Source organism: Campylobacter showae (assembly GCF_963515975.1).
GTDB classification, from domain to species: Bacteria; Campylobacterota; Campylobacteria; order Campylobacterales; family Campylobacteraceae; genus Campylobacter_A; species Campylobacter_A showae_F.
The window spans coordinates 44,393-60,362 of sequence record NZ_CAUPZM010000007.1; the positions used below are offsets into that span (position 1 = coordinate 44,393).

The following is a 15,970-nucleotide window of genomic DNA, read 5'->3' on the forward strand; positions in this document are numbered from 1 at the left end:
TCGCCCATCAAGCCGTCGCGGCTCGCGCAAAAGAGCGTTATAAAACACGCGAAACTCAAATTTAACCCCGCCCGATAACAACCCAAACCGCACGCGCCGACTCTAATCCACGCCCTAGCTTTAAGGAAAATATTATAAAATACGCGTTTTATTTTTAAACAAAGGAAATTAATGCGTAAAGCTTTTGAAAAAATCCTACTCTTTAGCAACAACTTCACGCTCCTGCCCGTAGTCTTTGGCTTGCTTGGCGCGATCGTGCTTTTCGTCATCGCCAGCTACGACGTGGGCAAGGTTTTCGTCGCCGTTTATCACTACTTTTTCGGCGATTTTCACCCCGAGAACTTCCACTCCGACGTCGTCGGCGAGATCGTGGGCGCGATCGACCTCTACCTCATGGCGCTCGTGCTTTACATCTTTAGCTTCGGCATTTACGAGCTGTTTATCTCCGAGATCGAGGAGCTCAAGCAGTCCAAACAGAGCAAAGTCCTCGAAGTGCACTCACTCGACGAACTCAAGGATAAACTAGGCAAAGTCATCATCATGGTGCTTATCGTTAACTTTTTCCAGCGCGTTTTGCATGCAAATTTCACCACGCCGCTTGAGATGACTTATCTTGCCACCTCGATTTTGGCGCTTTGCTTGGGGCTTTATTTCCTACACAAAGGCGAGCACTGAGGCTTTTTGCGAGTCTGGTTTCGGGCTCGCTTTTAAATTTCGATTCAAATTTTCCGCCGTGCCGTATGTGAATAACTTTTAAATTTCGCCTTTATCATTAAGTTTTATTTCAAAATTTCCTCAAATTTAAAGCTATATGAATTTAAGTTCTACTTTAGCGATAAATGCCGATTTTAACGGCTTTAGGGATTAAATTTAAGATTACAAAATTAACTAAAATAATATAAATTATTTCACTTTTCACTCCGTGAAAAAAACGTGAAAAGTTACGTTTAATTTCGGTCTTTTTTGAGCAAATTTTACGCAGTTAAATTTGAGCGGCACGACCCGCATCTTTACGGCATAAACCAAAATTGATTTGAATTTTTCGGCTCGTAAATCGGGAGTTAAATTTGATGTTTCAAAAAATAGGTGCAAATTTAAAAACGGCGCAGACTCGTCGCATGCGCCGTCAAGGGGTAGATTTAATCAAAACCGGCAACCAAAACGTCGCCCAAAATCAGTCAAATAGCGAATTTACGCTTTCGTTGTGATACACGCGTCTGATCACTTCGCCAAAAATCGGAGCGACGCTGAGCACTTTTATCTTTTCGTTTTCCTCGCGTAACGGTATCGTGTCGGTCACAACTAGCTCGTCTAGCGCGCTATCTGCTAGGTTTTCGTAGGCTTTGCCCGAGAGCACCGCATGCGTGCAGCACGCTATTACCGAGGTTGCGCCGCGCTCTTTAAAGACCTTTGCCGCCTTTACTATCGTACCGCCCGTGTCGATCATATCATCGACTAGTATCACGTCCTTGCCCGCTACGTCGCCGATTACGTTCATTACTTCGCTTTCGTTAGCCTTTTCGCGGCGTTTATCGACGATAACGATGTCGAGATTTAGGGCTTTTGCGACGCTTCTAGCGCGCGCGACGCCGCCGATATCGGGGCTAGCGATGATAGGATTTTTGAGATTTTTATTTTTGATATGGTCGTTAAAGATGATCGAACCGTAGAGGTTGTCGACTGGGATATCAAAAAAACCCTGAATTTGGCCCGCGTGAAGGTCGATCGTGACGACGCGGTCAATGCCCGCCGTTTGCATCATATTTGCCACGAGCTTTGCCGTGATAGGCACGCGGGGAGCGGCTTTGCGGTCTTGGCGCGCGTAGCCGAAATACGGCACCACCGCCGTTATCGAGCTAGCCGAGCTGCGCTTAAGCGCGTCGGTTAGGATCAAAAGCTCCATCAAATTTACGTTTGCGGGCGCGCAGGTAGGCTGGATGATAAAAATATCCTTGCCGCGCACGCTCTCGCCGATCTGCACGCTGATCTCGCCGTCGCTAAAGCGTTTGATCGTAGCTTCGCTAAGCGGAAGCGATAAATAATGCGAAATTTTCTTTGAAAACTCTACGTTTGCGGTGCCCGAAAAGATTTTGTAACCTCTCATAACGATTTGCCTTTGTGAAATTTTTGCTCAATTTTACCGAACTAAAACTTAAATTCGTAGATTTTGCGGTTAAATTTGAGATTTTTACGTAGCCCTAAAGCTTAAAGCGCGAGATTTTGCACAGGAAGTAAGCAGCCTTCTTTAGCGCTTTTAGTAGGCTTGGATAAATTTAGTAAATTTAGGCGGCATCTCAGACTTGCGGGCGTAAATTTTAGATTTTAGGCTGCAGTTTTGCGTAGGCGGCTAAATTTAAAAACCGCACGTAAAAGCGCGTACGACAAACGCGTTTAGGCCGTAAAGCGGGCTACGTTTGGCGTTTTTTAGATACTAGCAGGGCAAGTAAATCTAAAATTTTAGTTTTAAATTCGAGCAAAAAGCGGCAACGAAGCATTTTTCGCCGCGTTCACGGCTTTTAAAAATATAAAATTAGGCGGTTTTACGGCTGCGTACGCCAAATTTCGCGCAAAGCTAGGTCTTGCCCGCAGCAAGCCAAGTCGGCAAAGCTAAAGCTCGCACAGCCAACAAACAAGGCGCAAATGAGCCGAGCAAAGCTGCGCGCGACAAAGCTTCGGCAAATTTCTCTCCTACGTCATGCCTTAGCCAGAAGTCCGGTAAAAACATCCGCAAGCGCGCTAAAGCAAAACTACGCAAAAGCTCTGCCGCAAGTCGCAAACTAGCGCGGTAATACAAAACCCGGGCGCAAACTTACTGCGTCGCTCCCATCATCACGCTTGCGTATTCCCCTTGCTTAGCGTCCGTTTTTTCCGGCTTTTTGATCTCGATCCTGTTTTGATCTAAGCCTGCTTTAACCAGCGCGTCTTTTACTACCTGCGCGCGCGAGTTAGCTAGCTTTATTAGCCTTTCTTTTTCTACTTCGATACCCTTTAGCGCCGCTTCTCGTTGCGCTTTTTCATCGCCGTCTTTGACGCCCGGAGCTAGGATGGCCAAGGCGCCCGCATAGTCTTTGCCTGTTTGTGCCATAGTTTGAGCGATCTTAGCGTTTAGTTTTTCGTTTTTAAACGCCTCTTCATCGACGTCCGCGTACACAGGCGTTATGCTTAGCTTCATCTTAGGCTTTGCGCTCGTTAGCTTGATAAAGTCGCCTATCTTAGCCTGCTCGGAGACTATGAGCTCGTTGCTAGCGGCCATAAAGTCGATCGTGCTTAGATCCTCGCTGCCTAGCCCTAACGCATTTCCTAAAAATCTAAACGGAGCTAGCGTAATATCGGCAAATAGTTTTTTTACCGCTGCCCAGACGATGCCGCCGTATTTAAAATCAGGGTCGTTTAGATCGCCCTCTACCGGCAGGTCGATATTTATCTGATTGTTTTGATCGCTTAGTATCGAAATAGCAAGCGATAAAGGCAGATCTACCGCGTCTTTAGACTCGACCTTTTCACCCAAAGTTAGCGTGTCTAGATTTACTATGTTGCTACCTTTTAACTTAGAGTCCGCAACCTCGTAGTTTAGGGTCAAATTTAGCTTGCCTTTTTCTATCTTATAGCCCAAAAACTGCCCGCTATACGGCGTCACGTCTTTTAGATCTATATCTTTAAAGCCTAGTTTTATCTCGGTGCTTTTTTTAAGATCAAACGGCAGTAGCTTTAGCCCGATCTTGCTAAAGCCACTCTTGCCGACCACGCCTTCAAAAGTACCCATCGTAGGGCGTTTTTGATCCACTTCAAATAGCACACCCTCAAGCTTAGCTATCCTCGTAGCAAAAGGCATAAATAGCGATGCATCCGAAAAATCTACCTCGCCGCCCTCTACTAAAATTTGCTTCACAGCAAATCCGAAATCGCCCTCTTTTTGGTCTTGCTTAGCGGCTTTAGCGTCGTTTGTTTTATGCTCGGTTTTTACCTCTTTTTTATCGATGGCGCTAGTTTTTTTAGGCTCGGCATTTGCGGTTTTTTCGGCCTTGGCGCCGTCTTTATTTTTTACAAGTCGGCTTAAATTTAACTCGCGCTCCTTGTTTAAATGCGCCTTTAAAAACGGCGCGCTAAGAGTCACGCGCTCTAAATTTAAGAAATTTTTCGCAAACGAAATTTTAGATAGTTTGAGGTTTTTAAAGGCAAAAACCTTATCGCCGGAGCTGTCTGTAAGCTCGATATTTGCGATATTTGCCTTACCGCTTACGGAGGCGTCTGCGGCGTATTTTACATTTAGCTCGGCGTTTAGCTCGCCGCTTTTTAGGCTCGCGTCCAGATAGTTTTTAGCGTAGGCGAAGTAGCGAGGTAGATTTGCGTCGTTTAGTTTTACGTCAGCCTCGATATTTAGGGGTTCGGGCGTGATTTTGCCGTTTAGCGCCAAATTTAGCTTTTGCGAGCTTTTCATGTCGATTTTGGCGCTTACGGGCGAGGCTAAATTTTCGCTGATATTTTGTAAATTTACGTTTAGCCCGTCAAATTTGTGCGCTATCTTTTGTCCCTCAAATATATGCGTCACGCCGATATCTGCGCCCGTAACGGCGACGTTTTTGACGCTAAATTTAAATCCGCTCTTTGTGTCTTGAGCGCTTTTTTGCTCGGTTTTTTGGCTCTTTTTCGCAGCGGTTTTTTCTGCCGTTTTTTGAGATTTGGCGAGTTTTTTCACGCTTTCGTTTTTGCTTTTGGCGCTTGATTTTTTAGCGGTGGCTTTTTCGCCGCTTAGTCCAAGCTCGCTAATAGCGCTAAGCTCGCCGTTTTCTTTTAGCTCGGTTGCAAATTTAGGCTTATTTATACTGACGCTTTCGATGCGTAGCGCCGTTTTAGCTATATCTAGATCCGTATCCTTTACGCCGATTTCAGCGATGGTAGCGAGCTCTTTATTTTTTGTTTTTAGCGCGATTTTTTGCGCTTTTACTTCGCCGATAGAAGCGGCGCTGGCGTTATTTTCCAGCGTAAATTTAGGCGCGTTTATGACGAGCTTTTCTAGGCTTGCCGCGCCGTTTTTACCGACCGGGGCGGAGGCTGCGTTAAGAGTTAAATTTTTTAGGCTAGCTACGATATTTTGCCCGTTTATTTTTGCGCCCAGCTCGCTTGCGTTTGCGTCTTTTAGCTTTATCTCGCCGACGCTTTTTTCGGTCAAATTTATACCGCTAACGCCCACGGTTTTTAGCGCTGCAGACGCGTTTATATCGCCTTTTTCATTCATATCCGCCTTGAGCGCGACGCCACTTAAATTTAGCATGTTTAAATTTGCCTGCGCCTCGCCTTTAAAGCTCGTGTTTTTAAATTTTATCTCGCCGATATCGGCCACGAAGCTTCTTTTTTCGCCGGCAAGGGCGCTTATCTCGATGCTCGGTAGATCAAGCTCTTCTAGGCTCAAATTTTGCCCCCCTAGCTGCGCCTCAAACGACTTTAAATTTAAAGCTGCATTTTTTAAAGCGGCTTTGATAACGCCGCCGTCCGCGCTTAGTTCATAGCCGGTTTTCGCATTTATAAGCGCGCTGTTTATGCGCAGATCTTGCGTGTCGATGAAACTAAGAGCGACGGGGCGGACGTTAAAGTCCTTTAGGCTAAGCTCGCCGTAAACGCGAAGCGGCGCGAGGTCGATCCCGCCCTGCCAGTCTAGCTTTTGCGCTAGCGTGGAGTTTGCGTCAAAAACGTGCTTGCCAGCGCTATTTTGCTCGGTATTTATACCCGAGATTTCGTAGTTTATGCCCTCAAATTTGGCGCTAAAAGGCTGTTTTAAACTCTCGTCCGAGTAGGCAAACGAGCCGCCGATTATCTTTGTGCTGTTTAGAGCGAAATTTATGCTGCTAGTTTCGTTATTCTCGGTGCTAGTAGCGTTTGATTCGCCCAAAAACGTAGCTAAATTTAGCGTGCCGTTTTTATCTCTAGCGATATTTACGCTTGGGCTTTCAAGGCGCAAGATATCGACCTCCGCGAGTTTTTTAAAGAGCGAAAAAGGCTTAAGCTTGACGTCGATTTGCTCCGCGCTAAAAAGCGGCGCGGTCGTATTTAGCTCGGGGCGCGTAACGTTTAGCTCGAAGGTAAATGGGTTAAATTTAGCCTCCGCCACGCTAAGGCTCGCGTTCATATCCTTTAGCTTTGTGGGCAGTGTATTTTTAAGCGCGTAAGGAACGCCTAAAAAGCCCGCAAGCGTGTAGATGAGCAGCAAGCCCGCGAGCGAGCCTAGGATAATAAGAGCGATTTTTTTACTTTTTTGCATAAATTTGCCTCGATTTTTTGGCGGATTTTACTAGGATTTTGATTAAAGGGCGGTTATTTTGGCGGATTTGCGAGTAAAATTTGAATGCAAAATTTGGAGATATTTTGAGATTTGAAGCGGGCGTCAAATTTAGCCCGCAAATTTGATAGCCTCCAGTAAATTTAGCTTTTAAGGCCAAATTTACGGGACTAAATTTATAGATCGCTCAAGCTCGGCAATTTTTAAATTACCGAGCTTAGCGGTCAAATTTACAGATCAGTAGCGACGTCGTTTTCTACCTTGATCGTCACGGTTTGAGGTGCGCCGTTATTGTCGTTTGCGCTACCTGTAAACGATTTATGCGTAGCGTCAGATCCGTCCGCACTCCATTGACCGCTCGATTTTGATTTTACGGTATCGTCGCTGCCGCCCTTGATCTCTAGTGTATTGCCTGATGCACCAAGGTCTAGCACGTCTTTTGGATCGACGTTTAGCACGGCGTTATTTACGGCGCTTACGTCGACCGAGTTTATATTTTCCGCTACTTTTGCGATCTTTGATAGATCGATATTGCCGTCTCCGTCTAGGCTGTTTACGACTATGTTGCCGCTGTTGTTGGTCGTGGTCATCTTAGTGTCGTTGCCGGTACCCAAACCGACGCTCCCTACGGTCGCGCCGTCTTGAACGATGAGCGTATCGTCGTGATTGCCCGTTCTTACGGCGTTTAATAAGGTGCCTGCGTCTTTTAAGATGAAGGTATACTCGGTATTTCCGCCGGGATTATTATCGTCTCTAAAGTCGACAGCCGTATTTATGACGTTTACCTTCGCTCCGCTTTGAACGACGATAGTCTGCTCGCCGCTGAGTCCATAGGCATATAGAGCACCCCTTACCTCGGCGCCGTCTTCGACGGTGATAGGCGCATTGCCGTTGCTTTGTATTCCGCCCACGCTAGTGCCCTCACCCGAGACCGTTACGGTGCCGTTTCCGGTGTTTGCGCTAACTGCGTGCTCGATATAGGCTTTGTTGTCTACGCGTATAGTATCATCGCCGGCGTGACCGCTGACGGAGTGCGCTCTCGTGCCGCTTCCAGTTACGGTTATCTTATCGTCGCCGCCCCAGCCGGCTATGCCTGCATTTACCGCATGCGCTCCGTCGCTTAACACTATCTTATCATTGCCTTCGCCGCCCGTGATGCTTCCGTTTACTCTAAGCTGCGGAGTGGTTAGCGCTTCGCCTACTACCGTTCCGGCGCCGGTTACGGTTATCTCGTCTTCACCTGCGCCGCCGTCTACGGTTTTTTTAACTTTTGATCCGCTTGTTACATCGATTTTGTCTGCACCGTCTCCGCCTCTTACGTACTCATTTACGACCGCACCGTCTGAAATCTTGATAGTATCATTGTCTTCATTGCCGTCTACGCTACCGGTTACGACCGTGCCGGCTCCGGTTACGGTTATATTATCTTTACCCCATCTTCCGACTATGCCGTCGACCTTAGCCTTGTCGCTAACTAAAATAGTATCATCGCCGCCTCTACCGTTTATCGAGCTAACGTAGGTTTGATCGCCGGTTACGGTTATTTTGTCGTCTCCCGAATCACCCCTCACCTCTCCTTCTACGTTTGCGCCATTTTTTACAGTGATGATATCAGCGCCGTCTCCGCCGAATATATGTTTTGCACTGGTTCCCGCACCGCTTAAAGTTATAGTATCGGCATCGGCGCCGCTGTCTACTATATCCAAAGCCGGATTTACCTGCTTTTCGTATATATCATTCATAGTTTTAGTGTCGCCTCTTATCTGTCCTACGACTTTGGCGCCGCTTTCTAGGGTTATGGTATCTTTTCCGGCTTCCCCTAATATATTGTTTATCGAAGAATTTCCTTTGGCAGTTATCACGTCGTCGCCTGCGCCGCCGCGGATGTTTCCTCTTACCGTAGCGTTTTCGACGTTTATGGTATCTATGCCGTCGTTGCCAAACACGTTACCTACGGTAGCGTTATTTTTAACGTTTATAATATCCGTGCCGTCGTTACCTTCTATAGTAGCGACCTTGGCTTTATTTTCGACGGTTATAGTATCGTTGCCTTTATCGCCTTTTACTTCTTTTACGTAAGTATTTTCTCCAGAAACCTCGATAGTATCATTATCCAGATCCCCAGTAACGTAGCCTTCTACTCTAGCGCCGTTTTTAACGTAAATTTTATCATCGCCGTGTCCGCCTTCGATTTTTTCTGCCACGGTGGCGTTATCTACGGTAATAGTATCTACGCCTTTATCGCCTTGTACGGATTTTACTTTGGCTTTATCGCTGATCGTTATCGTAGAGTCGCCCGAGCTTACGTCGCCGACGCGAGATACTTCGGTATTTTCTCCGGTAACGGTTATGGTGTTATTTCCGGTTTCGCTGTACATCCCCGCATTGGCTCCGTAAACCCAGCCGGCTACTTTAGAGCCGCTCTCTACGGTGATAGCATTGCCGCCTTGATCTCCGGAAATATTTCCTTTTACGTTAGATTCGTTTTGCACCAAGATCTTATCATCGCCCTCTGCGCCTACTATAGCTACTCTGAACAGGTTTCCTTGGCTATTTGTGGCGCTTTTGCCTTCTATGGTAGATTTATTTACGGTTATATCGTCTTTCCCGCCCTCGCCGTAAATAACTCCGCCGATAGTGCTATTTGTGATATTTATAGTATCCTTACCGTCCACGCTACCGTCAGTAACGTTTTGCCTATGATCTGCGTCGCCGAATACGTTTTTCTTTACTTCGCTGTTTATTATATTGATCTCGTCATCGCCTCTGCCGCCCCAAATTTGACCGTTTACGGTTGAATTTTTGATAGTGATCTTATCGTTGCCGTGCTTGTTGTAGTCGTTTTGAGCCCCGCCTAGATAGCTATCCGCGTGTACGCCTTGGTGATTATGCGAAAGATCAGACGATTGTCCGGTTACTCTATTGACGTATACGCCGTAAAAGCTATCCGCTCCGCCTATTTCGGAGTCGGTTATTTCTATCTCGTCGCCGCCGCCCTCGGTCAATATCCCGCCTACCTTAGAGCCGTTTTTGACAAATACCTTATCGTCGCCAGAATTTGTAAAGATAGTCCCTTTTACGGTAGCGTCGTCTACGGTGACTTTTTGATCATCCCTACTGTCTATATCTATATCAAAAGCAACGGTAGCTTTATTTTGAACGGTTACGTCGTTTTTAGTCTCAAGCGTTCCTCCGCCGTTAGCTTCTCCAAACTTATAGCCTGTTATTCTACTTACGCTAGTGTCTGTTCCATCGACTACTACCTTGTTATTTCCGGTGCCTAGTTGTACGCCGGCGTCATACTGATCCTTGGCTGTGCTAGAGTCCCTATCTCCTACGGTAGCGCCGCTTTTTACCTTGATTGTATCATCGCCGTCGCCGTCAAAGATAGCTTTTTTGATTACGGCTTTATCGCTAACGTTTATCGTATCGTCACCGCCGCCCGCAAAAACGCTGCCTTGTATCGTCGTATGCTCGCCTTCTATATTGATCTTATCATCGCCGCTGCCGCTGTTTACGTTATTTAAAATTTCGGCTCCGTTTTTAACGGTAATCGTATCGTCTCCGGTTCCGGTCGAAACCATATCGACTTTAGCGCCGTCTACGGTGATATCGTCGGCCTTATCGGAACCGAAAATTTTAGGTTTTACCGCGTTGTTAACTTTCACGATAGTAGTAGTTGCGGGATCGTACCCCGAAGTATCGGTCGTTTCGCTTGCTACCACTAACTTTTTAGCTTGATCAGAGCCTATGATTACGCTCTTATCCTTGCTTATATACCAACCGTCTTGAATGTCAAATTCCTCGGTGTTGTAGTTTAGATAAGCCTTTTCAAATGTCTGCGAATTTACGGTTTTGTTCTCTTTAGTCACGGTATATCCGCCCGGGATCGCCGAACTAAATAAAGAGCTCGTATTAGCCGTATTAAAATCTGCATACGGAGCCGCTACTTGACCGCTTACGGCACTGTCTAAGGCCTCGAAGTACTCATTTGATTTATCTAAATTTGTAGTTCTAACAGCTGCTTTAGCGCCTGTTTGGCTGATCTCCGCATCATACGCCGATGATGGGATTTCGATCTTTTTCGGATTTAGCTGAGGTTCCGGTTGCGACTGCTGAGAACTAGCGCTCTCGGAAGCGCCCCTTGCAGCTGAGCCCTGATAAGCGTTACTGCTTTGCGAGCTTTGGCTAGCTCCGCCTAAATCGCCGTAAGTAGCGCTCACGTTTGATATATGACCGCCCTGAGTAAAAGAGACTTGGCTTAGACTAACGCCGTCTCCGTCGGCAGCGCCAGCACCGCCGCCTGCTGCGGTCGCTTCTAGATCTTGCAGTTCGGTTCCGTTAAGCAATGCTTGTTGTAACGCCTCAACATTAGCCATCATCGCCTCGTTTCCAAAGCCCTCGTTTAGCGCTACACTTTGATCGAGCACCAGCGTATCTTTACCTAGCATTACGATATCTTTGCCGTTGTTTGCCGATATTACGATCTTAGACGCCGCGTCCTGCCCGACGACGCTCTCGCCGAGATAAACTAGATCTCCTACGTTTAGCTCTCTTTTTACGCCGTTGCTACCGATAGCTACGACTTTGCCCTCTATACTTTTTACTATTCCTGCTTGAGTTGGCATAAAAATTCCTTTTTGTGTTTTAAATTTGTGCGGATTATATAGTTATTTGGGATTTTTGTATATTGTACCAAAGTACAATGAGTTAAATTTTAGAGGCGTTGTAGCCAAATTTAGAGGCGCAAATTTAACTCTGCGCCCCTCAAATTTAGCCTAAATTTTAAAATTTCTTCTTTCTCACTTCCGCGACAATATTTTTAGCCATATCGTCGATCTGGCGCGTTATGTCATTTGTCGTATTTACGATAGAGATATTTTCGTGCGTGATGTTATCTATCGCGGATACCGACTCGTTTATCATATTTATCGCGCCGGTTTGCTCTTTTATATTTTCGCTCATATCGTTGATGCTTTGGGCTAGTACGTTTGCGTTGGCTTCGATTTCGCCGAGCGATTTTTGAGTGCGTTCAGCCAGCTTTCTAACCTCATCGGCCACGACGGCAAAGCCTCGTCCATGCTCGCCTGCGCGTGCCGCCTCGATAGCTGCGTTTAGAGCTAGCAAATTCGTCTGATCGGCGATGTCGCGGATGATTACGATGATGTTTTTGATCTCTTCGCTTTGGCGCGTCACGTCCTGTGCTTTTTGACTGATGGCGTTCATAGAACTACTCATCTGCTCGACCGCGGCGGCGCTTTCTTGGATAGAGTGGGCTTGTTTGCTTGCGCCCTCCGTCAAATTTCGCATAGAATCGGCCAAAATTTTAGCTCGCTCTTCTAGCATCTGCGCCTCTTTTAGATTTTCTTTTAACATATGACTCACGGCGGCGCCGGCACTCTCTATCCCTACGATCATATCTTTTAGGTCGCTTTCTAGCTCCTCCTGCACCTCGACTTTAGCTGTATAGTCGTTTTTATTGTAGGAACTTAGCACGCGCGCGATATCTTTTAAATTTGACGAGATAGAAGCAAAGAATCGGTTTAACAGCTCTTTTAGCTCGACTAGTGCAGGGTTGTTTGGATCTGCTTTGATAGTCGCGCCCATATGGCCCTTTATCATGAGGTTTGCGATGCCGTTCATCTCCTCGATTAGGGAGCTGTCTTTTTTGATGCCGCCTATGACCTTATCGATATTTTCATTAATAGCTCGGCTCATAACGCCAAATTCATCCTTCGTACTTACGACTAGCTTTTCAGGGGCTTTAGATGCTTCATAAGTAACAAATTTAAACGTATCGTCAAGCTTTTCTTGGATAGTTTTTATCGGGCTTAGCGATTTTTTAAGCAGTACGTAAACAAATAGCGAAAGCGCGCCGATAAATACCGCAGCTAGCATGAGCTGAGCTTTTAAAAGCGGCAAAGTGTTGCTAGAAAAAGTATCAGCGCCGATGGCTGCGACCGCTAGCCAGCCTTGTTCATTGATAGGTATGAGCTTTGCCGTTACGCTTTCGCCTTTGTAGTTGACGTATGGGATCAGGCCGTTTTCGTCAAACCTTTTTGCAGCGTATTCTTCCGCTAAATATTTACTCGCAGGGACGGTTTTTCCTACATTTGAGGGATCGCTATGCATTAGTATTAGACCGTCTTTATTCATCACGTAAACGTAACCGTATTCGGTCTTGCCCATATCGAGGATCTTTTTACTTAGAGCGTCGATTTTTAGATCTATCGCCGCTACGCCCGCAAATTTACCGCCCTCGTTTACCGGCACGGCAAAGGTCATAACTAAAATTTTATTTATCACATCTACGTAAGGCTCGGTATAGATAGTAGCATTTGCGGATTTTGCCTGCATATACCAGTCGCGACCGCGAGGATCGTATTTGTCGGCTTCGGGAGTAGATTTTGTATTATCTGACTGGAAGTAGTGACCGTCGCTCTCTCTGCCGTAGTAAATATAATCCACGATAGAATTTGACTGATCTTTTTCTAGAACTAGTGTTTTTAGTAGCTCCTCTTCGCTATATTGCGCTTTTTGGATTTTTACGCCTAGTTTTTTTACTGTGTCGATATAGTCTTTAAAAAACGATTCCGTAACAGCATCGACGTCTTGTAAAATTTGAGCCTGATTTTGGCTGACGAGCTGGACGACTTTGTTTTGCGCCGTATAGTAGCTAACGGCGGAAATAGCGGCAAATGAGACGATCAGCGAGACGATGAGCATCACGGCTATCTTGTTCGTAATTGACCTAAACATAAACGCTTCCTTTACAAATTTAAATTTAAAATAAACGCTAATTATAGGCTTACAATAGTAAAACGGTGCTTAATCTTTAAATTTTATCTCTTGCGCTACCGATAAATTTGTTTTTTGGAGTAAAATTTAGGTCAAATTTGCAAAAAGGTATTTTATGTTTAAGGCTTTTAGAATTTACGATTTTATCAAAGATAACGAAAGCAGCGATTTTTACGGCGTATTCGTCGATAGACTATATCCTCGCGGCATAAAAAGGGAGATATTTAGCTCGTTTTTGTGGTTAAAATCGGTCACGCCTTCAAACGAGCTTAGAGCGTGGTTTCACGAAGATAGAGATGGGAGATTTAGCGAATTTAGGCTCAAATTTAAAAGCGAACTTGCAAACGAGGAAGCGGCGACGGGACTAAAAAAGCTAAGATCGCTAGAGAAAACTCACGGCAAAATTGCGCTACTAACGGCGACGAAGGATATAAATTTAAGTCACGTTACGGTGATTTTGGAAGCTCTGGGGGCGAAGGATTAAGTTTTACTTTTTGCGGGATTTTAAATTTTACTTTGGCAACGCGACTTTCAAATTTAAGTCAAAATCGGCAATTTTACGGCGATAAATTTAAAAAAGATGGAGCGGCGTCTTGCAGATCAAAACGCCGCATTAATATAATTAGAAGCGTTGTCCGATAGTAAATTCAAACGTGCTAGTATCGTCGCTATCCTGCTTGTTAAGCGGTTTAGCAAAGATAAGCTGAAGCGGCCCCATCGGCGTCACCCACTCGATACCTACGCCGGCGCTATATCTGCTGATACGTCCGTCGATATACTCGTATCCGGCCCTTCTTTGTACGTGCTTGCCCTCTATGACGCCGTAGTCAACAAACATCACGCCGCGCATTTTTACGCGCTCTATGATCGGGAAGCTAAGCTCGGCCGAGCTGTTAAACGAGATAGTGCCGCCCGTCTCATACCACTGACCGTTTAGGGCTTTAACCTTTGGCGAAACCGTCCTGCTCTCAAATCCGCGTAAATTTCTGATGCCGCCCAGGTATAGCTTTTCGTTGATCGGTATGTATCCGCGATCCCAAATTTTACCGAAGCTTGATTTAAATCTGAAAATAAGGTCGTAGTCCACCCACTCTCTGATGCCTTGATACCAGTTGAAATTCGTTCTGCTCTTTAAAAATTTCTCGTCACCGCCCACGCCCGCAAACTCTAGGCTAGTGCTTGCGATGATACCGGTACGAGGTAGATAATAATCATCCGTGCTGTTATACGTGATAGACGGGATAAGCGAGCTTTTGATGCTTTTGCCGTCTTTATAGCCGACGCTTTTTAGCACGTCGCTAAGTCCGCTGATACGGCTTTGCTCGATAACATAGCCTAAAGACGCGCTTAAATTTCTAGTTAGCTTTCTACCTAGTACTAAATTTAGACCGTATGATTTCTCGTCGTAGTTGTTCCAGTCGTAGTCGTTAGCGTATAGCGTGCCGCCTAGGCTGTACTCGGAGTCGAAAAGGCGCGGGTTAGTTAGACCTATCTGACCGGAGAGCTCGTTGTCGCTTCTATCGACGCTTATGACGCCTTTCATGCCGCTACCGAACACGTTCGTATCCGATAAACTCGCATTAAGTAGTAAGCCGTCCGAGCTGCCGTAGCCGATACCGCCGCTGATCGAGCCGGTGGAGGCCTCTTTTACTTTTACGAGTAGATCGACTTGATTTTCTCCGACGCGCTGTTCTTCGATCTCGACCTCGTCAAAGTAGCTCGTTCGCTTTAGCGCGTCCTTGCTATCTTGCAAGTCGGTTCTACTGTATAAATTTCCCTCCGTGAGGTATAGCTCACGCCTGACGACTCTATCTACGGTTCTATCGTTACCTGAAATTTGCACGTTTCTTATATATACTTTTTCGTCCGGCACGACCTCGTAGACGATACTTACGGTTTTATCCTCGACGTTTTTCTCGGTTTTTGGGTTTATCCTTACAAATGCATATCCCTTATCCGCTACCATATCGTCGAGCTTTTTCATGTCTTGTCTTAGGCGAGCGGAATTCATCACGTCGCCAGCCTCTAGCCTAAAGTCTTTTAAAATTTTCTCTTTGTCAAGCTCTAAAAACTCAGGCGCTTCGATATCTACGCTAGATACTCTATACTGCTCGCCCTCGGTCACATAGTAGGTGAGGTCTGCGGTATAGTTATCCATATAGGCGTTTAGATACGGGTTTGAAACCGTTGCGTCTAGGTAGCCTTTTTGGTAGTATTTGTCTTGGATTCTCGCAGGATCGTTTGGTAGCTCGAAAAGCTTAACCTTGCCGTCGTTTCTGCCCCACATCCAGCCCATAAATTCGCGCTCTTTGTTCGCTACCACAGGCTCGATATCACCGTAATCAAAAAGCTTTGCGCCGACTAAATTTACGTTTTCTATTATGATATTTTCGCCGCGGTTTATGTTCATCGTGACAAAAAGGCTACTTTCATTGCCGGCTACCGGCTCTTTTGTTACGTCTACGATCGTGTCAAAGTAGCCTTTTGACTCGTAATACTGCCTTATGCGCTCTTTTGCGCGCTCGATGGCTAGCTCGTCGTACATATTGCCTTGTTTGATGTTGATTAGCCCGTCGATAGCGGTTTTGTCGTTAGTTACTACGCCTTTGATATCGATACGAGCGATGCTAGGCTTTTCTTTTACCGTTACGGTCACGTCGCCGCCCTCGTTTTCGATATAGATATCGTCGAAGTAGCCCTGCCTAAACAGCTTTGCGATCGCCCTATCCGTACTATCGCCGCTTAGCTCGTCGCCGACTTTTAGCCCCATTATCTCCTTTGCGGTTTCGGGGGATAGATGGATGAGGCCTTTAAAATTTATGGAAGTTATCTGCTGGGCATTTGCCAAAACAGCGCCCAAAAGTAGTAGAAAAACGCTTTTTTTCATTGATTTAACCT

General features: G+C 46.0%; 7 protein-coding genes and 2 pseudogenes. 3 read left to right on the forward strand and 6 right to left on the reverse strand.

Features of this window, described 5'->3' with window-relative positions; genetic code table 11:
- Positions 1-171: 171 nt before the first annotated feature.
- Positions 172-675 carry a YqhA family protein gene (locus RWM02_RS03790; RefSeq protein ID WP_314069254.1) on the forward strand — a complete coding sequence of 168 codons (504 nt, stop codon included), beginning with the start codon at positions 172-174 and terminating at the stop codon, positions 673-675.
- A 499-nt stretch (positions 676-1,174) separates the two neighbouring features.
- On the opposite strand, the gene RWM02_RS03795 is transcribed toward RWM02_RS03790, so the two are convergent.
- The gene (locus tag RWM02_RS03795) at positions 1,175-2,104 is read right to left on the reverse strand and encodes a ribose-phosphate pyrophosphokinase (RefSeq protein WP_295143990.1); all 930 of its coding nucleotides are present in this window, start codon (positions 2,102-2,104) and stop codon (positions 1,175-1,177) included.
- Between the two features lie 536 nt (positions 2,105-2,640).
- Between RWM02_RS03795 and RWM02_RS03800 the strand changes: the two genes are divergently transcribed.
- Positions 2,641-2,781, forward strand: coding sequence for a hypothetical protein (locus RWM02_RS03800; protein ID WP_314069257.1), 141 nt, complete (start codon positions 2,641-2,643; stop codon positions 2,779-2,781).
- Positions 2,782-2,809: 28 nt separating this feature from the next.
- On the opposite strand, the gene RWM02_RS03805 is transcribed toward RWM02_RS03800, so the two are convergent.
- The 4 genes and pseudogenes from RWM02_RS03805 to RWM02_RS10600 all read right to left on the reverse strand — a co-directional run.
- Positions 2,810-6,256: a DUF748 domain-containing protein gene (locus tag RWM02_RS03805; RefSeq protein WP_314069258.1), complete on the reverse strand. Its 3,447-nt coding sequence runs from the start codon at positions 6,254-6,256 to the stop codon at positions 2,810-2,812.
- Positions 6,257-6,504: 248 nt separating this feature from the next.
- Positions 6,505-10,902 (reverse strand): retention module-containing protein, encoded by a 4,398-nt coding sequence (locus RWM02_RS03810; protein ID WP_314069260.1) that lies wholly within the window; start codon positions 10,900-10,902, stop codon positions 6,505-6,507.
- Positions 10,903-11,059: 157 nt separating this feature from the next.
- Positions 11,060-11,461, reverse strand: a pseudogene (locus RWM02_RS10595) (methyl-accepting chemotaxis protein); the annotation flags it as partial.
- Positions 11,462-12,295: 834 nt separating this feature from the next.
- Positions 12,296-13,033, reverse strand: a pseudogene (locus RWM02_RS10600) (cache domain-containing protein); the annotation flags it as partial.
- Between the two features lie 154 nt (positions 13,034-13,187).
- On the opposite strand from RWM02_RS10600, the gene RWM02_RS03820 reads away from it, so the two are divergent.
- Positions 13,188-13,556: a DUF488 domain-containing protein gene (locus tag RWM02_RS03820; protein ID WP_122863300.1), complete on the forward strand. Its 369-nt coding sequence runs from the start codon at positions 13,188-13,190 to the stop codon at positions 13,554-13,556.
- A gap of 138 nt (positions 13,557-13,694) precedes the next feature.
- Here the strand turns inward: RWM02_RS03820 and bamA are convergent, their stop codons facing one another.
- Positions 13,695-15,959: an outer membrane protein assembly factor BamA gene (bamA, locus tag RWM02_RS03825; protein WP_314069263.1), complete on the reverse strand. Its 2,265-nt coding sequence runs from the start codon at positions 15,957-15,959 to the stop codon at positions 13,695-13,697.
- Positions 15,960-15,970 lie beyond the last annotated feature (11 nt).

What these genes read in the sequence shown, in the direction of transcription:
- RWM02_RS03790 (WP_314069254.1), top strand. Translation starts at nt 172, where the DNA reads ATGCGTAAAGCTTTTGAAAAAATCCTACTCTTTAGCAACAACTTCACG.
- RWM02_RS03795 (WP_295143990.1), bottom strand. Translation starts at nt 2,104, where the DNA reads ATGAGAGGTTACAAAATCTTTTCGGGCACCGCAAACGTAGAGTTTTCA.
- RWM02_RS03800 (WP_314069257.1), top strand. Translation starts at nt 2,641, where the DNA reads ATGAGCCGAGCAAAGCTGCGCGCGACAAAGCTTCGGCAAATTTCTCTC.
- RWM02_RS03805 (WP_314069258.1), bottom strand. Translation starts at nt 6,256, where the DNA reads ATGCAAAAAAGTAAAAAAATCGCTCTTATTATCCTAGGCTCGCTCGCG.
- RWM02_RS03810 (WP_314069260.1), bottom strand. Translation starts at nt 10,902, where the DNA reads ATGCCAACTCAAGCAGGAATAGTAAAAAGTATAGAGGGCAAAGTCGTA.
- RWM02_RS03820 (WP_122863300.1), top strand. Translation starts at nt 13,188, where the DNA reads ATGTTTAAGGCTTTTAGAATTTACGATTTTATCAAAGATAACGAAAGC.
- bamA (WP_314069263.1), bottom strand. Translation starts at nt 15,959, where the DNA reads ATGAAAAAAAGCGTTTTTCTACTACTTTTGGGCGCTGTTTTGGCAAAT.